Source organism: Hwanghaeella grinnelliae (assembly GCF_004005845.1).
Taxonomy (GTDB): Bacteria; Pseudomonadota; Alphaproteobacteria; order UBA8366; family Aestuariispiraceae; genus Hwanghaeella; species Hwanghaeella grinnelliae.
The window spans coordinates 1,679,748-1,702,672 of sequence record NZ_SADE01000001.1 but is presented as its reverse complement, the minus strand read 5'-3'; the positions used below and the strand labels follow the sequence as shown (position 1 = coordinate 1,702,672).

Below are 22,925 nucleotides of genomic sequence, written 5' to 3'. Positions count from 1 at the left end.
CCGGCGGGTTCGCGAAAGCCCGTCACTGGCTTTCGTCCAGGGCAATTCGGTAAAGATAAACCGGGCTGTTGAACAGATCCTTTGCCGTCGCTTTGGCAACCGGCTTCCGCCCCGGCCAGGCGAAAGTCGCGGAAATCAAGGCGCAGCCAGGCGGCAGACGCTGCTCCAAACCAGGGGCCAGATCGCGCAAGGTATCACCGGAAAGATAACAGATCGCCACGGCGGCATCCGTCAGATCTTGCTGGGAAAAATCGGCCCGCCGGAAAAGCAGGTTCCCAGGGCCGAACAGACGATTGGACACGGCCGCCAAGGCCCAAGGGATGAAACTTCGTTCGATGCCGATAACGGATCGTTCCGGATTGGCCCGCGCCACAGCCTTTGCCAGACCACCCCAGCCGCTTCCCAAGTCATAAATAACCCCTTCACTGGGATCAGCGAATGCGATCATGGCGACAATCTCACGCCGCAAGGAAGGGCCGGACGGTGTCGGCGGCGACCCCGTGGCCAAGGTGGTCACGAGAATCGAAATGCTGGTTACGAACAGAATCGCCACGCTGAGGATGAAGAAAACGACTTCGGTCGACATTCGAATTCCACCCTCCAGAACACAGAATTATTTGCGGAACTGCTATATTTTCCGTGGTTTTCAAGCAATCTGAAATACAGTCAAAAAGACGGCAAGTAAAACAGAGGATAAATTTACTTGCGGTCGAAATATAGGCTGCACATAGTTTTTCCCGAGAGAGGGAGACTAGCATGACAACCGATACGAACCGGCTAAAGCTGGTTATGGAACAAAAGATTGAGGCTGAACTGGCACGGCTGAGCGAACTGGCCGATGTCTGTGTATTCGCCCTCTATGACCCGGTGACACCGGATGGCGACCCGATAGATTTCTATTGTGTCGACCGGCGGGACGAAAGCGCCGCACGGCCACCACTGACCCTTTCCTTTAATGGGGTCGGCGTTTGGTATTTCGCTTTCCGGCGCGGTGAAACCTTCACCGTTCGAAAGGTGCTTTTGCGTATCTCAGACCATCGTTTCATCGACGCGCAAGTCGGCGATTTCGAAGGCTATTGGGAGGACTTCCCCCAATACGTTGCGGAAGACCGCTGGGTTCAATCGATCATTCGACGAAACGGACCGGCGAATGCCAACGATTCAGGTTCGAACGGTCCGGTCGTGTTCCGGCCCGGCGCTGCCCTTCGCGGTTAGACGGAAGGAAACGGTCTGTCTCCCCTCAGTGAATCAGGCGGCGTCCTGCTCATCCCAGCATTCTTTTAGGAAGACGATTTCTTCACGAATGCCGATGAACAATTCAACCAACCCCGGATCCAAATGGGTGCCGGCGACGTCTCGCAATTCCTCGAAAGCCCGATCCACCGACCAAGCCTGTTTGTATGGCCGGGCCATCGTCCAGGCGTCGAATACATCGGCGATCGCAACAATGCGGGCAGCTTCCGGAATGTCCTTGCCGGCGAGACCATCGGGGTAGCCGCTGCCGTCCCACCGTTCATGATGATGTCGGGCGACATCCGCGGCCACGACGAATACCGGGGAACTGCCTTTGCTGAGGATGTCATATCCGATCTCGGCGTGGCGTTTCATGATCACCCATTCGTCGGGGTCAAGCTTACCAGGCTTGCGCAAGATGGAATCCGGGATGCCGACCTTGCCCATGTCATGCATCGTGGCAGCCAGTTCCAATGTCACTGCATCCTCAACATTCCATAGCGCAGCCCGAGCTAAAGCACCCGAATAGGCCGCCATGCGCCAAATATGGGTGCCGGTATCGGAATCGTTGTAGTGCCCTGCGGAACCCAGCATGTGGATCGCTTCGTAATAGCTCTTCTGCAACTTGCTGGTCGCCTCATGGACTTCCTGGCGATAGCTGTTTTTTTGGTCCGCCAGGGCAAGATGAGTTCTCACGCGCGCCGTCAGAATACGTGGCCTGATCGGCTTGGTGACATAGTCGACGGCGCCGGCGACAAGCCCCTCTTCCTCGCCTTCCTGGTCCCCGCGCGCGGTTACGAAAATTACCGGGATTTGCGCCGTCTCCGGATTGGCGCGCAATCGGCAGATCACCTCGAAACCGTCCATTTTCGGCATCATGACGTCCAACAGGATCAGATCCGGCATATGCTTTTGGACGACCGCGATCCCATCTTCGCCGGAACGGGCGAAAACAAGCTGGTAATCACTCTTCAAGACATCGTGCAGCAATTGCAGGTTCGCCGGCTCATCGTCGATAGCGGCAATTTTTGGGATTCTGGGAAGGGGAATATCAGTCATCATCTCACCGTAAATGCAAATCCGCCATCATCAGATCCGCCTTCTCTCTGGCGAGGCCGAAATCGAATTGCGAAACCGATTTTCGCATCTGGGTTACAAAACGCCGGTCCAGAACGTCGGACATTTCATCGAGAACGTGTTCGACCGGTTCCGGATTGTCCTCATCAAGCGCCTTGTAAAGATCCTCGAACATTTTCCGCAGCGTCTCGCGATCAGCACCCAACGCTTTTTCAGGCCGCGGCTCGATGGGCCCACCCCCAAACAGGTCGTCCATACCGGGGTCAGGCTCCCGCAGCCCATCCACCTCGGACAACTCGGCATTCAGTGCGGGGGTCGAAGCAACGTCTAGTTCACTGCTCTCCGGCAGAAGCGCTGTGAAGAAGAAGGTGCTGCCCTTGCCCTCCTCCGACTCGGCCCAAAGGTCACCGCCCTGCAAATGGGCCAGTTGCAGTGAAATCGTCGTTCCCAAACCGGTTCCGCCGTATAGCCGGTGCGTTGCCGAATCCGCCTGCTCGAACGGTTGCAGCACGCGTTCCAGGGTCTCAGGCGACATACCGATCCCGGTATCCGCAACCGTGAACAGAATTTGATCCGACTCTGCAGAAAACCGCGATACATCGACGGAGACACCGCCTTCATGGGTGAACTTGATCGCGTTGCTGATCAGGTTGATCAGGATTTGCCGAATACGCATGGGGTCGCCCTTGACCAGAACAGGCGCATCCTCAGCGACCCGTACCGTCACGGTCAAAGACCGGTCATCCGCCAATGTCGACAGGCCATGCACGGTCTCGGACACCAGGTTTCTAAGATCGAAGGATACGCTCTCCAAACGGATCCGACCGCTCTCCAACCTGCTGAAGTCCAGGATGTCGTCGATGATCACCAGCAGATTGTTCGCCGACTTCTCCGCTGTGTTGAGGTAGGAGCGAACTTCCGGACTCAAACTCTTCTCATTCAGGGCAAGCCCTAGAAATCCAAGAACGCCATTCATCGGGGTCCGTATTTCATGGCTCATATTCGCCAGAAACTCTGACTTCGCCTTCACAGCCTGTTGGGCACGGTCCCGGGCTTCCTCAAGGATGGCGAGTTCCTTTTTTCGCTGTGTCAGGTCCCGCACCACACCTGTGTAGAACGGCCTGCCGTTGACTTCCCCATATCCGATTGAAAGGTCCAAGGGAAAAGTTGAACCATCCTTGCGCAACCCGACAGCTTCGCGGCCAACGCCCACGACCTGACGGCGCTCTCTTAGGTGAAGTCCGTTCGAACTGTCATCGTCCTCGTCTAGGAACGGCTCGGCCATTAGCATGTTGACGTTTTGTCCGGTCACTTCTTCGTCGGTGTAGCCGAACAGGGCCTGGGCCGCCGGGCTCCAATGCTGGATCGTTCCCGACGCGTTAATCGTGATGATGCCATCGACAACGTTGTCGATGATCGCCTGCAACCGGCCCCGCTGCTCTTCAACCGCCGCTTCCACCCTTGACCGCAAGGCCACCTGGGCCTTCAACTCGTCAGCGAGCATCCTCTGCTTGGACGCAAACACGATGGCGATGACCGCGGTGGACAACAACACAACCGCCAGCACGATCCACAAGGCTAGAATGCCCGGTTCCCAAGAGTGGTGGGCGGCCACTCCCCCTGGCCAGGGCACGAAATACGCGGCCCACATTGCGGTGTAGTGCATACCGGTTACCGCCAACCCCAGACCGACCGCCGACATGCCGGCCACAGCCCGTACAGGCACAATGCCGCGCCTATTCAAAACAGCAAGGACCTTGGTTCCGGTCCTGCCTAGGAAAAAACTCGGTAGGCTGAGCGACAAGCAAGCCAAGCTGACCGCGAGTAAGACGGACAGGGTGACGCGGGCGCCGTCGTAGTACAGCATGGCATCCATACGCATGGCCGCCATGCCGGTGTAATGCATGGCCGCAATCCCGCTGGCCATCAATACGCCCCCAAAAAGACGCAGGGGAAGGGTTGTCACGCGGCGAAGGCGGATGATCGAAAGCGCGATCATACTGGCAATAATGCTCGGCAGCATCGACACGAATGTGAGTACGGAATCGTATTCAACCGCGCAGGGAAGTTCGAACGACAGCATGCCGACAAAATGCATCGACCAGACACCGATCCCCATGGTTATCGAGGCAACGCCCATCCATCCTGCGTGAACGAGCAAGCTGCTGGCTTTCCGGGATCGGCCCACCGCCGATAGGGCAATATAGGCGCAGGAAATTGCAATAAGGGCGGAGAGGATGACTAGGAATGCATTGTACTCGCCCTTGTACAATTCGGAGGCCAGCAACACATCGCTGCCAACAGGCACAAAGAAGCGATCCAAAAATACTGTGAAATCCATTGACCTATTCCGGACTATTCGGGTCGCTAGCCAAGGTCTTCGCCTCTGCTCGGTACGTCACTTTCAATATGAAAGCCGCGTCGGACGACAACGGCCCCCTGTCTTACCGTCTTGATGCCACGCAATTCGTTAACGACGAGTTTAGCACCCTCTAATTTATGGTTTTTTGCGAGATGGTCCTGGCATTTATTCCCATACGGGCAATATCAGGATTTTGTACTGGACCAATTGCCTGTATTAGGACTTGCGTCTAGGTCGTGAACCCAAACGATGAATTGAAGTTACCCATTTCGCGCCGGTCACCGGCAATTTTCGATCAGCATCATTTCCCGGCGAGAAGTCCAAAAATGGATCGCAGACGTTCAGCAAACCCCACCAAATTACACTGCACCATCAAGCTCCTCGCGGTGACGGGTCTGCTCATCCTTTTTTTCAACATAGAGTTTAATATCTACGGTCAAAACTGGCTTGTAAGACCCAAATTGCCCATTGAAGTAGCGATCGTACTTCTGTGCCTTGCAGCGAATGCCACATGGCCATCGTTCAAACGTGTTGGATTGCCGTTTGCCGCGATTTTCTTGTCGGTCGGTGCGTTGCTTCACCTGATCGATGTCGCCAGCAGCGCAATTTACGGACGGACCATCGACCTGATCTTCGATGCTGCGCAGATCCCGCACGTTCTGGAACTGATGGCCGTCTCCATGGGGTGGTTCATCGTCGCGCCCCTCACCCTTGCGGTCCTCGCCATTTTGGCGGGCACGGTCGGCCTGTTCGCCCTCGCCGCGCGTTACCTTGGCGCGCAAATGGAATCTCTTGCACCGCCTGCCGGCATGAAAAAGGCGGTCGCCGGATTGACCCTGCTGGTCGCCGCGCAGGCGGTAGACCTCACCGGCATCGTCACCAGCACGGCGATGGCCAGTTCCGCGCCGGCGATCCAGGCCGCCTCATACCATGCCAAGATCATCAGCCTCTGGTTCGATGACGGACGCGCTGTCGTGGATGAATACCGCCAACAACGTGGTGAAGTGCGGGATGGTGAAACCACGCTGCCCCGGCTCGCCGGAACGAATGTCTATCTGATATTCGTCGAATCCTATGGCGCCAGCCTTTTGGAACGCGACGAACACCGTGCCGTCATCGAAGGCCTTTATGATCGCTACGACGACACGCTGAACGGCAACGGACGGGAAGCGGTAAGCACATTGCTGGAATCCCCGACTTACGGGGGATTGAGTTGGCTGGCCCATCTGACATCGACCGCCGGCGCATGGATCGACACGAACCTTGAATATCGCGCCTATCTGCGGTCGGACCTGGACACGATGACCCAAATCCTGCGGCGCAGCGGTTATGAAACATCTCTGGTCATGCCGGGCATTCAGCGCTATTGGCCTGAAAGCCGATTGTTGCGGTTCGACCATGTGTATACGGCGGGCGACCTGGATTATGGCGGCGTGCGGTTTGGCTATTTCGGCATTCCAGACCAGTTCACTTTGGAACGGATCCCCGAGCTGATCTCCAAGGACCGCCCCAACTTTGTCCAATTGGCTTTGATTTCCAGCCACTATCCCTTCCGGCCGATACCCCCGTTCATCGAAGATCGTACCAAGATTCTGGATGGCAGCGTCTGGGCCCCAGCGGCGGAGGCCGCAGGCAGTTTCACACGAGCGGACTGGGCGGACCCGGCGGATGGATACATTGCCGGGGCTGCATACAGCCTGCGCGCCGCGCTCGATTTCGCGGAACGTCACACAAAGCCGGATGATTTGGTGATTATCCTGGGCGATCATCAGCCCTGGAGCGTGGTCAGCGGCAATCTGGGCGGACGGGCAGCGCCAATCCATGTGATCAGCGGCCGCAAGGACCTGATCGCCTGCTTCCTGGCCGACGGATACCGACCGGGCCTTGCCCCGAAACGAGGCGAGGTTCTGTACGGAATGGATTGGATCCTTCAGCGCATGGTCGCCCATTTCGGGGACCGCGGCCCTGCCGAGGGATGTGCGCGCCCCTTCGGCGCGGCGTCCTGACGGTCCCTCACCCGAGCAATTCAGGTGTTCCCGGTCCTGGGTCCCACTGCCAGGAAAGCAGCCCCCGGCAACGCGCCGGCCAAGTTTACCAGACCGTAGAGAATTGACGCCGCCGCCGCGTCACCTGCCTGCATCCCGGCGGCAATCCACATGCCGACGGCGGCGGCCTCGCGCAGCCCCCAACCGGCCGGCGTGATCGGGATCGCCATCGCCAATAAGGCGGGCGGCAGAACGGTGAGCGCCGTTCCCGCGGAAAAGGAAATGCCGAGCGCGCGCACGCAGCACCAGAAAACCAGTACATAGCTTCCCGCAATCAATCCCGAGAGCATCGCTTGCCTGACGATCACGTCTTGTTTGAGGACGGCTTTCCGGAAATCCCCTATCTGCCGCCCGATCCAGCCCTTGACCGGCGCCAAGATAGCCAAAGCCAGCAGGACGGCCAGTATCCCCCCCGCGATCCAGGCGGCTTCCGCCCGCCATAGGGCCAGTCCGGGAATAGACAGGGCCACCATAGCAATCTGGCCCACCGTGCGTTCATAGACGACCGCCTTGGCCGCGACGCCGTATCCCCGCCCACCGGTCCCCTCATGTGCCAAGGCGCTTTTTCGAAGGGCGGAACCATGCCGTGTCACACGGGTGATATCGCCTGCGACACCGCCCGGCAGAACCTGGTTCAGGAAGATGGCGATATAGTATTCCGAGATGGCGGCTTTTGTGCCGATCGTCACGCCCAATCGAGCGGCCACCAATCGCCAGCGGACTGCGGACAGGACGGTCTGCGGCAGGATCAAACCGAAGCCCGCCGCCAACCAGACCGGGTCCGCGCCGCCCAGCGCGATCAGTATTTCCGGCCCGCCGGCCACCTGCCAGACAAAGCCGAGCAACAGCAGGCAAACAAGAAGCTTCAGAACGAATGACAGGCGGGGGTGGAGCCCTGTCATGCGGGCAGCGCCAGCAAATCGGTGTGCCCGATCCGGACACCGCCGCGACCGGCAGCGATTTCGTAAAGACGGCGATGCGCCCAGGCCTCATGAATTCTGCCCCGGGCCGGATCCGCGCCCATGGCCGCCAGGGCGTGCCCGCGCAGCAATTCCTGCTGCAACGCCGCCGCGCCGGGCCCAAGGCGCCAGTCGCTTTTCGCCTTTCCAACCTTGAACCCCGCATCCCGGAACCGCAGGGCGGCGTACGAAACAGCCGCTGGACCCAATGATGGTCCAAACCCCTTGTCCCGGGCCTGATCACGCGCAAAGGCCCTGCCCGCGGCCCAATCCCCGCGCAACGCCGGAAACCAGGCATCCGCCCCGTCAACGGAAAGCGTCAGCCAGGCCGCGGTCCCGGTCTCCGCGCATGCGGCCACGAGCCGGTCGATCCAAGCGGCGGAAACAAGATCCAGCAGCGCCGAGGCCGAAAGCACATCCGCCCCGCCGATCAAACCCACCATATCGGCGTCCCGCAGGTCCGCCAGCGTCGTTTCGATGCCGGCAACGGGAAGCGGTACAGTATCCTTGGCGCGTTCCAGCAACCCCGCATCCCCATCGACCAGGCGCCAAGACTGCGGCACCGGCAGACGCGGCGCGAGCCAGCGCATGGCCGACCCGGTTCCGGCCCCAAAATCGACAACGGAGGCGATACGGCGTCCGGACAGCGTATCCAGCAGCCATGCGGACAAAATTCCAGCCAGGACGGGAGACCTCGCCGCGGCATCCGCTGGTTCCCGCAATGTCAGCCAATCCGCGTCGAAACTTTCCAACGGTCCGGTCATGTTTGGTCGTCCTTCGCCAAGCCACGCATTAATAAAAAGCAGCGCATTCCGGAATCATCCCATGTGGGCAGCTCTTTCCGTGCCGCCAGGGAAGCCTCCCGCAAGCCCTGGCGGGCCTTCGGATCGCCAATCAGCCCCTTCAACGCAGCGGAAAGGCCGGAAATGTCGCCGGGTTTAATCAAGCGGGCCGCGCGCCCGGCGGTGGTAAAGGGCACGGCGCCGCCGGACGCGGCCAGGATCGGCAAGCCGCAGGCCGCCGCTTCGGCGATTGCCATGCCATACCCTTCGTAATGCGACGGCGATACGAACAGATCCGCACTGTCATACAAGGGGGGCAAGGCATCAGGCGGCAGCGCCCCATGAAACCGAACCCGGTCGCCGAAATCCGCCGCCTTCGCCAGAACGCCCCGGGCATGCGCCGGGCTCATCTCAAGACCGCCGACACAGTCCAAGCGCCAGTCCAGATCTCCCAGCGGCTTCAAGGCTTGCAACAGGTCGGGATATCCTTTGCGCGGCGTCACGCTGGCGACAGCCAGCAGGGAAACAGGTCCATCGGGATACGTCCCCCGCGCCAAGGGAGCAGCTTCCGTGCCCGGTTCAATCACCGTGACACGGTCATCCTCAACCCCAAAATCGCGCAGCCGCAAAGCGGTATAGCCGCTGGTCACAATCACATGACGAGCATATGTCAGACTTTGTTTTTCACTTTCAAACAAGCGCCTTGATTCACTTTCCTCAAGTCCCGACTCATCTGCGAGCGGGTGATGAACCAGTGCGGTGAGACGCGTGCGGGCACTCAGGGCCGCTGTTTCTTCCGGCAACACCCCGCAGGCCAGTCCGTCGAAGATCACAGCGGCGCCATCGGGTATTTCGGCGAGCATGCCCGCGGCCCGCCGTCGGATATCATCCGTCGGTACCGGAAAGCCATCCGGCAAGGCCACGACCTGGACCTTGGCCCCCGCCCGCCGCATCGCAGCGACGATCTCGCGCCCATAGGCGTATCCGCCCGTTCGGGTATCCGGGTCACCGGGAAAGATGAAATGGATGGTTTGGTTCTGCGCCACGAGCGGGCCTTTCTAACGGTCAGCCAACAGTCAGAAGGGCATCAGGCCCCGTTTCCCAGCGCGCCTTCATAGCTAGCCCAAGCAATGTGGGATTCGTGCAGGCTGACCTTCATGCCCGACAGGCGCGGGCCGCCCGGCCCCAAATCGCCGGCGGCGATCCGCGCGGCCATGTCGTCGAAGACCACCTTCGCCATTTGTTCGGTGGTCGTGTTCATGCCCGACAAGCTCGGCACCTCGTCCAGGTTCTTGTAGTTATAGGTTTCCATCACCTTCGACAGGGCCTGGGACGCCAGACCGATATCCACGACGAGGCCGTCCGCGTCCAGCTCAGCGCACTGAAACTCGACATCGACAATATATGTGGCGCCGTGGAGTTTTTGTGCCGGACCAAAGACTTCTCCGGTAAAGCTATGAGCGATCATCAAGTGATCGCGGACGGTCAGGGCAAACATGGGGAGAGTCCTTCCAAGGCTGAAGTGGTTCAAGTGTCGTCTGGATAGCGGATTCGGACGCAGGCCACCCCGCTTCCGTTCACCGCGAATTCCGGCAACCGCTCCGGCAGGTCGTCGAACGCGATCTCATGCGTGAAAAGCGTGTCCAGGACAGGATCGGTCAAATAGCCGAGCGCCAGGGCCATCCTGTCCGCATAGCTGTAGGTAGAGCGCTTGGCGGGAGATACCATGCCGACCTGCGATCCGATCAATTGAAGGCGTCGTGAATGGAAGTCCTGTCCAAGGGGCAGCGTGACCTCCCGGTCGCCATACCAACTGGCCTCGACAATCCGTCCTTCGTCGCGTGCCAGGGTCAGGCACAGGCGCAACCCTGCCTCCGTCGCGCTGGTATGGATGACGATATCCCGCCCACCTTGCGCTTTATCAGGATGGCAGAAATCAACTCCAATAGATTGATATATCGTCTCTTTAAGCGCATCCGGATCGACAACCGACACCGCGACATCCGGGACCCGCTTCGCCAGATAAGCAATCAGGCAGCCGAGGACACCGCCGCCAACAACTGTCACCGTGTCCCCCGCTACCGGCGCGGCATCCCAGATGACATTCACCGCGGTTTCCATATTGGCGGCCAGTACCGCCCGTTCCGCCGGCACACCGTCGGGCAAGGGCGTGACCGCGCTGGCCGGAACCGTATAGAGTGTTTGATGCGGATACAGGCAGAAAACGTCCCGCTCCGTCAGATCCGCCGGTCCGTCCAGCACACGCCCAACGGAGATATAGCCGTACTTCACCGGCCCCGGAAAATCGCCCTCCTGAAAGGGGCAGCGCATACGGGTCCATTCCGTTTCGGGCACCCTACCCTGAAACACGCAGGATTCCGTTCCACGGCTCAGCGCGCCGAACCGGGCCTGGATCAGAACCTCTTCTGCAACCTTCACGTTCGAACAATCCAGTTCGGACGAGCGAATGGCCCCGATTCCGGGTTCCTCTATCCAAAAAGATCTAGATAAAAGCGTTGGTTTATTGGGCGAAGCATCCATATTTCTTTGCAACTCAAGTAAAGAATGGTTCTGGCTACCGAGTTTCCGATGATCCGTAAAGACGATAGACAATCCGGCAACACGCTCGACATGGCCCATCTGCCGGCCCTGGGCGGAAAAGCGTGGCCTGCGCTGCATTTCTTATGGGCAGCCATGCTGTTGACCGGCGGGCTGCTGCTGATGCCGCGCCTGTTCGCCTTCACGGATCTGTACATCACCTATTCCCTATCCGCCTTCATCGTCCTCGTGGCGGCGATCGGCTTTGGCCTTTACCGGTTCCGGGACCGTTCCGCGCTGAAATCCGGCGGATTCGGCGCGGCCAATGCGATTACAATGGGCCGCGGGGTCTTGATCTGCCTGGTCGCCGGGGCGATCGGGCAGGCCTGGAGTGCCTCCGCCGCCTGGACCTTCGTTGCAGTGAGTTCCTTCGCACTGATCATGGACGGGTTCGACGGCTGGTATGCCCGCCGAAATGGGGACGACAGCCCATTCGGCGCCTTATTCGACCAGGAGACGGACGCGGCCTTCATCCTGATCCTGGCCATTCTGGTGGTAGACCAAGGCAAGGCAGGCCCCTGGATCGTCCTGTCCGGCCTGTTACGGTACCTGTTCGTCTTTACGGGACTGTTTGTGGACCGCCTGCGCGCGCCGCTTGGCCCCAGCATCCGCCGCAAGACGGTTTGCGTCATTCAGGTCGTGTCGCTTGTCGTCTGCCTGGCCCCCATCATTCCACCCGGCTTGAGCCTATGGATCGCGGCCTTGTCGCTGGCGCTTTTGTTCTACTCCTTCGCTGTCGATGTGATTTCTCTAATGAAACGTCAACACGCCTAGTGGAATCGCGGCATAGTGGTCGGACAACCGTCGAAGGGACCGGACCATGTTGGAAATGCTGACGAATTTGGTAGCCATACCGGCCATCGCTGCGGGCGTGCTTGCCCTGGTTGCCGGCAAGAGTTCCTCGGTGCGGATGTGCCGTCTGCTTCTTATCCTGGGCGTTATCGCTGGGTTCGCCGGATGTTATGCGGCAATCAGCGATGTCCCGGCCTTCCCGCCGACCTCATCGGTACAGAAACTGTTTTATGCGCCAATCCTCGCCGGGGCGGTGCTGATCCTGGTCTATTACGGGCGGGGTGAACATCTCGGCACGGAGGGATGGCTGCTGCCCATCATCGGCGCTTTCGGCGGCACGGCATGGGTTCTGGAGCGCCTGATTCCCCGCTTCGACGGCCTCGAATGGGCGCTCGCCGCGCTGTTTTCGGTCGGATTGCTGTTCGCCGCCCTGACAACCCTGGCACAGTCCACGACAACCGCGCTTTCCCGCGTCGCGCACGGTGCGGCGGCAATGGGCCTCGGCCTTGTCCTGATATTCGGTGGAACGGCGACAAGCGGATTTTTCGCCATCGCTCTCGCGGTCGCCATCGGCGCGACGATCCTGGCCGAACCGATCGCCATGCGCATCAGGCTCGGCCCGGCGCTTGCCGCGGCGGCCATCGTCGTCCTGGGGCCGCTTGCCGCCCAGGCACTGTTCCTGACGGATGTTTCGCCTTGGGCCCTGCTGCCCCTGCCGCTGTGCTACGTATCGGTTCACCTGGCCAATCACTTGGGATGGCATGCCGACGATACCTTGGCGGGCAGCGTCGTCTATAGCGTCAAAGTCGCCATCCTCGCCTTCCCGCCCGCCATCGCGGCTGCGGCGATCAGTTTCGCGATGGGCGGCGGGTCACCGTATTGAACGGCAGCGAAGACAAAGGCGGATCGGTGATCCTGGAGTTGGACACAGAGCGGCTGTTGTTGCGCCCTTTAACCCACGACGATCGCGACCTTTGTGTGGAAATCGGCACCGATCCCGACGTGATGCAGTTTGTCGGGCCGGTTGAAAAGCCCGAGCGGATTCCCGCGCTGATGCATGATCTGACGCGCCGGTGTGCCGAGGGCTGCATTGGCATCTGGGCCCTGGTCGGCCGTGAGACGGGAGAGAAATTCGGTACTGTTTTCTTGTTGCCAATGGCCGTCGAAGAACCAGATACCGAGTGGCATCTGATAGACGGGTCCGGTCTACCCGATAGGGAAATCGAGATCGGTTACCACCTCAAGAAGTCCGCCTGGGGCCAAGGCTACGCAACTGAAGCGGCAAGCCGGTTGATCCGTTTTGCGTTCGAACAATCGCCCCTGGACGAAATCGTTGCTGTCGTCGACCCGGAGAACACCGCTTCGGCCCGTGTGCTTCAGAAATGCGGCTTGGGCTCTGCCGGCCCGACAAGAGCCTTCCAGACCACCCTTCCCGGTTTCCGAATTACGCGCCGGGAATGGGCGGACCGCCAGTTGCCCGGCACCGGCCCAACATAGACCAGTATAGACCCAACCGGCTCGTATTCGGCCCCGCTGTCATTCCTCGTAGTCTTCGCTCAAGGGACCGGACGACGTCCGCGCCTTGCCCCTTGAACGAAAGACTTCAATCAGCCAAGAAGCCATCCGCCGTCGACATCCACCGTAGTGCCGGTCACGAAATCATTTGTGATCGCGAACATGATTCCCTCGGCCACCTCATCGGCGGTCCCGGCGCGGGGGATCAGATTGTTTTTGGTAAGGTTCTTATAGAGCTCTTCGCGTTCGGCGCCCTGCGCGGCAACCATCGGCGTATCGATCGTGCCCGGAGAAACGACGTTGATGCGGATCCGCGGCGCCAATTCGCGGGCCATTGCGCGCACCATGGCTTCGACCGCGCCACCGACGGACGAAAGAGCGATCTGTCCCGGTCGGCAATTACGCGCAGGCGCACCGGAAACAAGGGTGATGGACCCGCCATCCGTGACATGCTTGGCACCATATCTGACAACGTTGGCATATCCCCATAACTTGTCGAAGGATGCCTTGTAGCCGTCCATGCTCATCTCAAGAAACGGCCCTATGGCGCGGCTGCCACCGGTCGCCGCACTGACAAGAATATCGAACGGGGCAAGATCGTTCAGCAGCGCTTCGACAGCCGCTTGATCCATAACATCGCAGGATAGGGTCGTGACATTGTCGGGCATGGGTCCCGCTTTGTCGGGGTTGCGGCTGATTGCCACGACCGTTGCGCCGCCTTCGGCGAGCATCTTCGTCGTTGCCAGGCCAATGCCCGATGTGCCGCCGAAGACGACGGCTTTCTTCCCGGATACGTTCATTTAGAACTCCTTACGTTGTTGGATGCTGGAGGTTAGTCGATTGGACTGCCCCGCTAGGGACCCCTCCGGTTGTCTCTATCAAACCACTGGTCAGACCGGGTTAACGAATGAACTGGTTCACATAGTCGGCGCCTAGGCCGACTTTCTCGAAATGCGCGCGACACATGTCGATCTTGGTGAAGACGTCCTCGTAGCCCAGATGTTTACCGTGGGGATCCACATAGTACATCACGCCGTTGACCTGAAAATAGGTGATCATCTCATCCACATCGTCGGGCACCACAAGCGTATGCGTCTCGCCGGGCGGCTCATAGACATAGCCCCCTTCTTCAGCGACCCAATCGTGTTCCAGATAGTGCCAATGTCCCTTCAACACGAAACCATGCACCGCGTTCGGGTGCCGGTGCCGCGACAGCACGCCGGATTTGGTGACCTTCAGCAGATTCATCCAATATCCCTGCGAGACGTTCAAGCAGAGCGGGCGAAAGAACACATGCTCCGCCTGCCGTACCCACATGCGATCATCGTTGGCGGACACGGCATCCGGCACCACGATTTCAGGCAATGCATCGGGTGGCATTGGCAGTTGATAGGGAATACGGGGATTTTCGTCGACTTCGACAACTGGCATCAGACTATCCTTTTCCTTCACATTGCGGCGTAACCGCCATCGACATTCAGAATGCTTCCGGTAACGAATCCGGCTTCAGGACTGGCAAGGAAACGCGCCGGGCCGACCAAATCCTCTGGCGTTCCCCAACGGGCCATGGGCGTGCGTCCGAGGATGGCGTTCGAGCGTGCGGGATCGTTGCGCAAACCTTCGGTCAAGGGCGTCGCAATCCACCCCGGCGCCAAGGCATTGACCCGAATTCCATCCGGCGCATAGGCAATGGCCAGTGATTTCGTCAACTGGGCGATGCCGCCCTTCGACGCCGCGTATCCGGGCACGAGCCCGCCGCCGAAATAGCTGAGCATCGAAGCGATATTGATGATCGACCCTTTGTTTGCGGCCAGGGCCGGGCGGGCGGCGGCGCAAACCCGCATCGTACCGTTCAAATTGATGTCGATGACCTGCTGGAAAACCGCCGGATCGTGTTCGGCTTCGCGCCGGATGATTCCTGCTCCGTTGATGACGACCGTAAGCGCGCCAAGCGGCGCCACCAGCGCGTTCACCGCGTCGCTGTCCTGCACGTCCAGCATCCCATAGGTCAGGTTTTCCTCGGCTTCCGGTATCGTGCCGACGCCAACGGCGAAAACCCTGTGTCCGGCCGCTGCAAAACCGCGGGCTATTGCCTGGCCAATACCGCTTGTCGCCCCTGTGACCAAAACGGTTGGAGAAGATGTGGAAACCATCAGGGCACTTTCTCTTCTTGAATTTGTCCATAATATGGACTAATGTCCATTTTATGAACGCTATACAGCCATGCACAACCTGTCAATTGCCGCCACTGAGGGAGTAACGGGTCGATGTCGACATCGGTTCAGGGAGCCCAGAGCTTTGCGCGCAGCATTGGCGTGCTGCAAACAATCGCGGACGCGGCAGAGGCCGTGAGCCGGGCCACCCTGGTGAAACAATGCGGCCTGACCCGCCCTACCCTGTACAGAATCATCGCGTCCCTGGAAGCGGAGGGACTGATCGAAGCCACTGCTGAAAACCGCTATCGCATTGGGGGACGCGTCATCAGCTTGGCACGTACGGCCCTGGCGCAGAACGACGTTCGCAGGGAAGCCGAACCCTATTTGACGCGCTTAAGGAATGAGACCGGCGAAACCGTACATCTGGCGATCCGCAGTGGCGACGAACTGGTTTATATCGACAAAATGGAAAGCCGGGAGGCGGTGCGGATGACATCGACGATCGGGACACGGATCAACTTCCACTCCACCTCTGTCGGCAAAGCGTTTCTAAGCGCAATGCCGGCGCAGCAAGCGGACGCATTGATCGATCGAATAGAGATGCCCGCGCTGACCGAGTTCACCACGACGGACCGCGAGGACCTTCGCGCGATCGTACGGCACGCCGCGGATCAGGGTTTTGTGCGGGACGACCAGGAAAACGAAATCGGGATTGTCTGTTTCGGGGCCGCGATCTGCGACAGTACCGACAATCCGGTGGCCAGCGTCAGCGTTTCAGTCCCGTTGTTTCGTCTGGAAGACGCCCGACGTTACACGCCCCCGCTAAAGGAGGCGGTGACGGGGATATCCAAGCGCCTTGGATACATCGGTCGAGGCTAGACGATGACGGCCACAGGCCCTACCGTTGGCCTGTCGTCCTAGAAGCGTTCAACCTCTTTACTGGCGGACCGCCTCGAACTCGATGATCAGTTCGACGTCATCCCCAACCCAGCCGTTATCGACGCCATACATCATGCCGTATTCACTGCGCTTGAAACTGCCGCGCGCAGAGATGCCGATGGCGTAGCTATCGTTGAACGGATATTCGGCGGCTTTGTTGAGCGTGACGTCCAAAACAATCGGCTTTTTCAGGCCGATCAGTTCCAACTCGCCATAGACCTTGCCCGCCGTGTCGGAAATCTTCTCCGCCTTGGTCACGGTGAAGGTCATTTCCGGAAATTCGCGCGCATTCAGGAAATCGGGGCTACGCAGGTGTTGGTCGCGCTTTTCATGATTGGTGAAGACGCTCTCGGACTCGATGGTGATCTTCACGTCGGAAAGCGTCTGCGTCTCCTCATCGTAGGTGAAGGAGCCGCTGGATTCCAGGAACATGCCCAGCACCTTGTCATAGCCCACATGGCCGACCAGGAATCCAATTGAGGTATGGGCCGGGTCCAGCTCGTATTCATGGGGTTCCGCATGGGCGGCGCTTGATACACCCATGGCCGGGATCGCGAGAACCGCCATCGTCGCAAGAAACTTACGCATCACACTCTCCTGGGTTGTTGTGGAGGGGACGTCGGGGTCGTGACCGTTCGCTAGAAACCGACCTTGCCCACGGGAAAAGGCGCGATCTTAGCGTCATCATTCGTCTCGCCCTGCTCATCCAAACCGCGTGAATAGGCGGCTTCGCCGAAGTGACCGCCCTTCTCCACTTTCGTGCGGAGATACTGGGCGTTGAATCGCGTCAAACCACCGGTCAGCGGGACGCGGTCGACGACGTCGATCCCTTCGGCGCGCAGGGAATCGACCTTGCGCGGATTGTTGGTCAACAAGCGGACGGATTTAACCCCCAAATCGGCCAGCATCGCGCCAGCGATATCGAACCGGCGTTCATCGGGTTCAAACCCCAAATGGGCGTTGGCGTCGTAAGTATCGACACCGGAATCCTGCAGTCCATAAGCGCGCAGCTTGTTGGTGAGGCCGATGCCCCGGCCTTCCTGCGCCAGATACAGAACGATCCCGCCGCCCATGGCCGTGAGTTTCCGGATGGTGGCTTCCAACTGTTCGCCGCAGTCACAGCGCAGGCTGCCGAAGACATCGCCTGTCAGACAGGAGGAATGAACCCGCATGGGGACTGGTTTGGACATATCCGGATTGCCAATGACGACCGCGACCTGTTCGTCGGACGGCATCGGGCCACGGAAGGCGATGAATTGTGTTTCTGTCCCCTCGACCAGGGGCACGCGCGCCGCACTGACGCGTTTGATGCGCGGGGCCTGTCCGTCGGCACGCAGTACATCGCCCGCGTCGACGGTCAACACGTCGCCTGTCGACAGGCTGGCTTCAAGATCGGCAGTCGTCGTGCCGCTGACTTCCGCGATCATCAAGGCGGGCGCCAATTGCGCAAGACGCGCCAGAACCATGGCGGCATCCGTCAGTCCGTCGCCGTCGATGATTTCCAATGCCGGAAGGGTCAATTCCTTGGCTCTGGCGCCATAAGCCAGTTCCTGGGCGTTCGCCAGACTGTCATCGGGTGCCTGGAGTGTCAGCGATACCAGCGCGCCGTCCTTTGCGGTCGCCCCCAGGACTTCCGCCCGACGCCAGTTCAGCAGCAGCACGAAACGGCCACAGGCCTGTGCTTTGATAGCACTGCAGACCGTCTCTTCCAGGGCTTCCAACCCACCGATGAGCAAAGCCCGGTCGCCATCGCGAAGTAAGACGGCGCGTCCATGGCGCAGTTCGCTGCGCGCCCGGTCTACTGCGGCGGCGGTTCGGTCCCCGTTGATGAGTTTCGGAGGCTGTGTCATTGGGTCTGGGCGCACCATTCGTTTTCGAAAACAATATCCTAGCGGCAGCCCCCATACCGCGAAGGACCGCTGCTTATCGCATTTACCTAGGGCTGGCAAACCCCGTTGACGACAGTTTTACCCTCTTCAACGGCGTGTTAAGGGCTTGATTGGTCAAGATACCCGCGAAAGTCAGTCTTCGCTATACTTGCATAGTATTACGCAGCGGGTGCCATACAGGATCACGGTATGGTGAGATACACCCCACCCGATGGAATTACATGTAGGAAGCGCTTCCCGGATTGGCAATTACTTAGGTCCAAGTAGTTAGGCCCAGGACGGTGCGACTCTGTGCTTTTATCTATCTTTGGAAGCATCAAATAATAACAACACAACTATGAGATAGGCGATGTCGAAACCGAATGAGACCCTGGACTGCCCTATTCATGGTGAGGCCTATACAGCCTTTATCTGCCCCCATCTTGCGGACGACCCGAACCAGGAATGGTTCTGCGACTATCCCTCTGCGGAAAATCCATGGCCGGACGCCAAGTGCGCAAGTTGCCACACCGGCTTTACCGAACAAGGTGCGTCGAACGAAAAAGCAGGGGGAAACTTGAACGCCAAGAAGATATGCCATCTCTGCTACGAGGACGGTCACGGGAAAAGCGCTGCCTATCTGATGGAATTGAGGCAAGCGGCATGGGAACCCTTTCTGTCAGACGCGTTTTCCGAGCTTGAAGACAAGCAGCAACGCCTGGAGACAGAATACAAGATCGGTCATAGCGATCGCTGGGATTACGACCAGAGACACGGCACGATACTGTTTTCCAATGCGGGGACGGTCGTGGTGCGGGCGGCGGCCCAATTCATAGGATCCATTTCAACCACATCTGACACATGGCTTTGGTCATGGGCGAATACCAGCTTGATCCCCGGAACGTTCGAGGACCTGTTCGCGGTAAGGGATTTTGGAGAGGCGCACCGTTTCGCCAAACTGACGGTTCCCATGTGGCCGGCCGACGAGGTGGATGGCTGGGAGATGTCAGCCGTCGCCGTGAAGCTGATAAAGGCTAAAGGCGCCTATCGGGCCCCTGGAAAGACCGGTTTTACCTTCATGTCCCTGAAAGACGTGCACACGGTTAGTTAACGTGTTTACCGGGACCGAAAAACCAAACCGCCGCGTCCCGATTGAGGAACGCGGCGGCGTAAATGCATCAGCCTGATTGGAGGATCAGTGGATGCTGACGTATTCGTAATCGACCGCTTGGCTGTTGATGCCGCGGTCCGGCGGCGCGATCCAACCGGCCATCTTGCCCGGTTCGGTCACCTGCACCATCAGCGACTTCACATAGGCACGGTCGCCTTCGGTCGGCAGCCAGGACGCCACCTTCGCGTTGAATTCCTCTTCCGAGATGATCTTGCCTTCCGGCGTTGTCTTCACGGTGGACCAGGGACCGATATTCCGGCGGAAATGCGTCGACGGCAGGGTCAGTTCCACATCGTAGCCGGCCTTCTTGATCAGGCGGTTCCAGCGGATCAAACCGATTTTGCAATCCTCGACATAGGCGGACCGAACGATCTCGTTCATGGCGTTGCGTGTCGGAATCTCGTCGATCCGTGTGCCCATGCCGTCCGGCACTTCCAAATCGTAGGCCGTGTCGATGCAGACATGGTCCTCGTATTTCATTTCGTCAGCGCGTCCCTTCAGGCCGTTCGCAAAATAGGTCGCGGCATTGGACGAGCTTTCCGAGCCGAACAGGTCGAGGCAGCTTGAGAACCAGAAATTGATGTAGCGCTGCAGCAGCGGCAGATCGATTCCGCCCGCCTTGCGGATGGTTTCCGGATCGTCGGTGCCGGTCTGCTTCATCAGGTCCAGCGTCCGCTTCACGATACGGCCGATGCCGGTTTCTCCGACGAACATGTGATGCGCTTCTTCGGTCAGCATGAACTGACACGTCCGCGCCAGCGGATCGAAGGCACTTTCCGCCAAGCTCTTAAGCTGGAACTTGCCGTCACGGTCGGTGAAATAGGTGAACATAAAGAAGCTCAGCCAATCGTCGATAGGCTCGTTGAAGGTGCCCAGGATACGAGGATTGTCCGGATCGCCGGAATGACGGTGCAGCAGTTCTTCCGCTTCCTCGCGGCCGTCGCGGCCGAAATAAGCGTGAAGCAGATAGACCATGGCCCAAAGGTGACGACCCTCTTCCACATTGACCTGGAACAGGTTGCGCAGATCGTAGAGCGACGGGCAGGTCTGGCCCAGCATGCGCTGCTGTTCGACCGAGGCCGGTTCCGTATCGCCCTGGGTGACGATCAGGTTCCGCAGCGGCGCGCGGAATTCGCCCGGGACTTCCTGCCAAGCGGCTTCGCCCATTTTATCGCCGAAACCGATCTTCCGGTTCGGATCACGGTCGGCCAGGAAAATGCCCCAACGATAGTCGGGCATCTTCACCTTGCCGAACTGGGCCCAGCCCTTCGCGTCCACGCTGACCGCGGTGCGCAGATAGACGTCGGAATTCATGAACCCTTCGGGCCCAAGATCCTTCCACCAATCGATGAAGTGCGGCTGCCAATGTTCCAAGGCACGCTGGAGCCGGCGGTCATGCGCCAGGTCCACGTTGTTCGGGATCTTTTCCTGATAATTGATGTTCATGGCGTAGACTTCCTCGATTGCTTTGTTGTTGTGAGTCGTACCGGCCGGGTCCGTATCAGACCCGCCGCCGGTCGAAATCGGCCTTGGTGCCCGTGCCGAACAGCTTGAGCGCGCCCTTCTCGCCCACTGCGTTCGGCCGGATGAAGATCCAGTTCTGCCAGGCGGAAAGCCGGCCGAAGATCCGTGTCAGCATGGTTTCCTTACCGCCGAAGCGCAGATTGGCTTCCATGCCCGTCAACGCATCGGGGGACAGGCTGGCCCGTTCCTCGACCGCGATGCGGATTTCGTCTTCCCAATCGATATCGTCGGGGATGAAGGTCACCAGGCCGCGTTCCTCGGCTTCCTGGGCGGCAAGCGCTTCGCCGACAATCGTCTTCAGGTCCTCAAGCACCGCTTCGTCATCATAAAACCGGCCGGAGAGCCGGCTGTTGCCGACGATGGTGTAGTAGGCCCCGAAATTCATCGGCGACAACGCGATGGTGGGCGCCGCGTCCGGATCGTCGGGCAGGTCCAGCATGTAGATCCGGTCCGCCGCGAGGGCCAATTCCATGAAGGTCCCCACGAAGCAGGACCCTTCGTCGACCACTGCGAACATCGAACGGGAGGAAACGTCCAGCCGCGACAGCGTCCGCCGCAGCATTGCGGTGGTTTCCTTGACGAACCAGTTGTCTTCGCATTCCGCCAGGACCGCGTCCATCGCCAGGACATTGGCCGCCTCGCCGCTGGTCTTCAGCAACCAGACACCCGCTTCCTCGTTATTCGTCCGCAGCATCAGGATGGCGTCGTCCAATTCCCGCGCCATGGCCAGGGGGTACCAAGCCGCGCCTTCCGCCATGATCGCTTCCGGGCTGGACGCGATTTCCCCCTCCGGCGCCTTCACGGTGATGGTCGCGACGCGGGTCTGTTCGTCGATTTCGACCTCGACATGGGTGTAGCGGTAACCCGTGTCGCTCATTTCACGGGCGACCGGCGGCAGGGAAACGCCCTGAGCGTCGTCCGGGCGGGTGCTTTGAGCCCGCAAGCCCGCGACACGTTCGGCGACTTTCTCGTCCCAGTTCCGGCTGGTGGCAATATCGTCGACCAAGCCCCAATCCTTGGCTTTTTTGCCGCGCACGCCTTCTTCGGATGTGCAGAACACATCCGCCAGATCGCGGCGCACCTTGCGCTTATCGGTGATCCGGGTCAGTCCACCCGTTCCCGGCAGAACACCCAGCAACGGCACTTCCGGCAAGCTAACGGCACTGGAGCGGTCATCGACCAGCAGGATTTCGTCACAGGCCAGCGCCACTTCGTAGCCACCGCCGGCGGTCACGCCGTTACAAGCAGCTAGGAATTTCAGCCCTTCGCTCTGGCTGGAATCCTCCAACCCATTCCGGGTCTCGTTGGTGAATTTGCAGAAGTTCACCTTCCAGCCGTGGCTGGATGTGCCCAGCATGTAAATATTGGCACCGGCGCAGAACATCCGGTCCAGGCCGCTGGTCAATACCACGACCTTCACCGTCGGATGCTCGAACCGGATCCGCTGCACCGCGTCGTGCAGTTCCATATCGACACCGAGGTCGTAGGAATTGAGTTTCAGCTTGTAACCCGGACGCAGCCCACCGTCCTCGTCGACCTTGAGGGTAAGGGTCGCCACATCGCCGTCGATGTCCATCGACCAATGACGGTAAGTATCGGGGTCCCGATCGTAGGTGACGATATTGTCGTACGTCGTGGCCTGGGTCGCCGGGTTTTGGGTTGCCGGGGTCTGGGTAGCCTGGCCAGCAGCCGCGGCCGTGCGTTCCGCTACGTTCATGTCGCCTCTTCCAATTTTGTTGGGGCTTCGCCGCCCTTTTTATCCCGGCTTCTGCAATGAGGCGGAAACCTGGATGTGCATCATAATGCATTTTTTAGTGGACCACGCCTCTCGGTCTTCCTGCATTATAATGCATGTTTGGATTCGTTCAAGGCAAAAACAAGTTGGAATGGGCGTTGCCTTAGCC

At 59.5% G+C, this 22,925-nt stretch carries 22 protein-coding genes; 7 read left to right on the top strand and 15 right to left on the bottom strand.

Translation table 11 applies throughout. The annotated features are described in order from the left end of the window. Nucleotides 1–22: 22 nt before the first annotated feature. Nucleotides 23–586: a class I SAM-dependent methyltransferase gene (locus EOI86_RS07870; RefSeq protein ID WP_127764530.1), complete on the bottom strand. Its 564-nt coding sequence runs from the start codon at nt 584–586 to the stop codon at nt 23–25. A 170-nt stretch (nt 587–756) separates the two neighbouring features. On the opposite strand from EOI86_RS07870, the gene EOI86_RS07865 reads away from it, so the two are divergent. Further along, nucleotides 757–1,215, top strand: coding sequence for a hypothetical protein (locus tag EOI86_RS07865; protein ID WP_127764529.1), 459 nt, complete (start codon nt 757–759; stop codon nt 1,213–1,215). A gap of 33 nt (nt 1,216–1,248) precedes the next feature. Here the strand turns inward: EOI86_RS07865 and EOI86_RS07860 are convergent, their stop codons facing one another. Together EOI86_RS07860 and EOI86_RS07855 are read right to left on the bottom strand one after the other, a co-directional pair. After that, the gene (locus tag EOI86_RS07860; protein WP_205032100.1) at nt 1,249–2,295 is read right to left on the bottom strand and encodes an HD-GYP domain-containing protein; all 1,047 of its coding nucleotides are present in this window, start codon (nt 2,293–2,295) and stop codon (nt 1,249–1,251) included. 1 nt (nt 2,296) lies between these two features. Then, nucleotides 2,297–4,651: an MHYT domain-containing protein gene (locus tag EOI86_RS07855; protein ID WP_127764527.1), complete on the bottom strand. Its 2,355-nt coding sequence runs from the start codon at nt 4,649–4,651 to the stop codon at nt 2,297–2,299. 482 nt (nt 4,652–5,133) lie between these two features. On the opposite strand from EOI86_RS07855, the gene EOI86_RS07850 reads away from it, so the two are divergent. After that, nucleotides 5,134–6,678: a sulfatase-like hydrolase/transferase gene (locus EOI86_RS07850; protein WP_161973745.1), complete on the top strand. Its 1,545-nt coding sequence runs from the start codon at nt 5,134–5,136 to the stop codon at nt 6,676–6,678. 20 nt (nt 6,679–6,698) lie between these two features. Here the strand turns inward: EOI86_RS07850 and EOI86_RS07845 are convergent, their stop codons facing one another. Genes EOI86_RS07845 through EOI86_RS07825 form a run of 5 tightly spaced genes read right to left on the bottom strand, consistent with a single transcriptional unit; the run spans nt 6,699 to nt 10,897 of the window. Continuing rightward, a complete protein-coding gene (locus EOI86_RS07845; protein ID WP_127764525.1) occupies nt 6,699–7,619 on the bottom strand; it encodes a lysylphosphatidylglycerol synthase transmembrane domain-containing protein in 921 nt (306 codons plus the stop codon). Next, complete coding sequence (locus EOI86_RS07840) at nt 7,616–8,440, bottom strand: class I SAM-dependent methyltransferase (protein WP_127764524.1); 825 nt, start codon at nt 8,438–8,440, stop codon at nt 7,616–7,618. Before EOI86_RS07840 ends, EOI86_RS07845 begins: the two co-directional genes overlap by 4 nt. After that, nucleotides 8,437–9,504, bottom strand: a complete 1,068-nt coding sequence (locus tag EOI86_RS07835) for a glycosyltransferase family 4 protein (protein ID WP_127764523.1) — start codon at nt 9,502–9,504, stop codon at nt 8,437–8,439. Before EOI86_RS07835 ends, EOI86_RS07840 begins: the two co-directional genes overlap by 4 nt. Before the next feature lie 41 nt (nt 9,505–9,545). Then, nucleotides 9,546–9,956 (bottom strand): 6-pyruvoyl trahydropterin synthase family protein, encoded by a 411-nt coding sequence (locus tag EOI86_RS07830; protein WP_127764522.1) that lies wholly within the window; start codon nt 9,954–9,956, stop codon nt 9,546–9,548. 29 nt (nt 9,957–9,985) lie between these two features. Further along, nucleotides 9,986–10,897 carry a zinc-dependent alcohol dehydrogenase gene (locus tag EOI86_RS07825; RefSeq protein WP_240035586.1) on the bottom strand — a complete coding sequence of 304 codons (912 nt, stop codon included), beginning with the start codon at nt 10,895–10,897 and terminating at the stop codon, nt 9,986–9,988. A 150-nt stretch (nt 10,898–11,047) separates the two neighbouring features. Here EOI86_RS07825 and EOI86_RS07820 point away from each other — a divergent pair, with 150 nt between their 5' ends. From EOI86_RS07820 to EOI86_RS07810, 3 genes are read left to right on the top strand one after another with little or no spacing between them, the layout of a single operon-like run. Next, nucleotides 11,048–11,830: a CDP-alcohol phosphatidyltransferase family protein gene (locus tag EOI86_RS07820; protein ID WP_161973744.1), complete on the top strand. Its 783-nt coding sequence runs from the start codon at nt 11,048–11,050 to the stop codon at nt 11,828–11,830. Nucleotides 11,831–11,876: 46 nt separating this feature from the next. Next, nucleotides 11,877–12,731, top strand: a complete 855-nt coding sequence (locus tag EOI86_RS07815; protein WP_127764519.1) for a hypothetical protein — start codon at nt 11,877–11,879, stop codon at nt 12,729–12,731. Next, on the top strand, nt 12,728–13,345 hold the full coding sequence (locus tag EOI86_RS07810; RefSeq protein ID WP_127764518.1) for a GNAT family N-acetyltransferase: 618 nt from the start codon (nt 12,728–12,730) through the stop codon (nt 13,343–13,345). The genes EOI86_RS07815 and EOI86_RS07810 overlap by 4 nt, the downstream gene beginning before the upstream one ends. A 110-nt stretch (nt 13,346–13,455) precedes the next feature. Here the strand turns inward: EOI86_RS07810 and EOI86_RS07805 are convergent, their stop codons facing one another. From EOI86_RS07805 to EOI86_RS07795, 3 genes are all read right to left on the bottom strand, one after another. Next, nucleotides 13,456–14,163 carry an SDR family oxidoreductase gene (locus EOI86_RS07805; RefSeq protein WP_127764517.1) on the bottom strand — a complete coding sequence of 236 codons (708 nt, stop codon included), beginning with the start codon at nt 14,161–14,163 and terminating at the stop codon, nt 13,456–13,458. A 100-nt stretch (nt 14,164–14,263) separates the two neighbouring features. After that, nucleotides 14,264–14,794 (bottom strand): 2,4'-dihydroxyacetophenone dioxygenase family protein, encoded by a 531-nt coding sequence (locus EOI86_RS07800; protein ID WP_127764516.1) that lies wholly within the window; start codon nt 14,792–14,794, stop codon nt 14,264–14,266. Nucleotides 14,795–14,811: 17 nt separating this feature from the next. After that, the gene (locus EOI86_RS07795) at nt 14,812–15,516 is read right to left on the bottom strand and encodes an SDR family NAD(P)-dependent oxidoreductase (RefSeq protein WP_127764515.1); all 705 of its coding nucleotides are present in this window, start codon (nt 15,514–15,516) and stop codon (nt 14,812–14,814) included. 114 nt (nt 15,517–15,630) lie between these two features. Here EOI86_RS07795 and EOI86_RS07790 point away from each other — a divergent pair, with 114 nt between their 5' ends. Continuing rightward, complete coding sequence (locus EOI86_RS07790) at nt 15,631–16,398, top strand: IclR family transcriptional regulator (RefSeq protein ID WP_127764514.1); 768 nt, start codon at nt 15,631–15,633, stop codon at nt 16,396–16,398. Between the two features lie 57 nt (nt 16,399–16,455). On the opposite strand, the gene EOI86_RS07785 is transcribed toward EOI86_RS07790, so the two are convergent. Together EOI86_RS07785 and ribA are read right to left on the bottom strand one after the other, a co-directional pair. Next, nucleotides 16,456–17,046 (bottom strand): YceI family protein, encoded by a 591-nt coding sequence (locus tag EOI86_RS07785; protein ID WP_127764513.1) that lies wholly within the window; start codon nt 17,044–17,046, stop codon nt 16,456–16,458. 50 nt (nt 17,047–17,096) lie between these two features. Beyond that, the gene (gene ribA / locus EOI86_RS07780; RefSeq protein WP_161973743.1) at nt 17,097–18,308 is read right to left on the bottom strand and encodes a GTP cyclohydrolase II; all 1,212 of its coding nucleotides are present in this window, start codon (nt 18,306–18,308) and stop codon (nt 17,097–17,099) included. 388 nt (nt 18,309–18,696) lie between these two features. On the opposite strand from ribA, the gene EOI86_RS07775 reads away from it, so the two are divergent. Beyond that, nucleotides 18,697–19,437, top strand: a complete 741-nt coding sequence (locus tag EOI86_RS07775) for a DUF6882 domain-containing protein (RefSeq protein ID WP_127764511.1) — start codon at nt 18,697–18,699, stop codon at nt 19,435–19,437. Nucleotides 19,438–19,521: 84 nt separating this feature from the next. Here the strand turns inward: EOI86_RS07775 and boxB are convergent, their stop codons facing one another. Together boxB and boxC are read right to left on the bottom strand one after the other, a co-directional pair. Then, nucleotides 19,522–20,943, bottom strand: a complete 1,422-nt coding sequence (gene boxB / locus EOI86_RS07770; RefSeq protein WP_127764510.1) for a benzoyl-CoA 2,3-epoxidase subunit BoxB — start codon at nt 20,941–20,943, stop codon at nt 19,522–19,524. A 55-nt stretch (nt 20,944–20,998) separates the two neighbouring features. Continuing rightward, a complete protein-coding gene (boxC, locus tag EOI86_RS07765; RefSeq protein WP_127764509.1) occupies nt 20,999–22,738 on the bottom strand; it encodes a 2,3-epoxybenzoyl-CoA dihydrolase in 1,740 nt (579 codons plus the stop codon). Between the last annotated feature and the right edge of the window lie 187 nt (nt 22,739–22,925).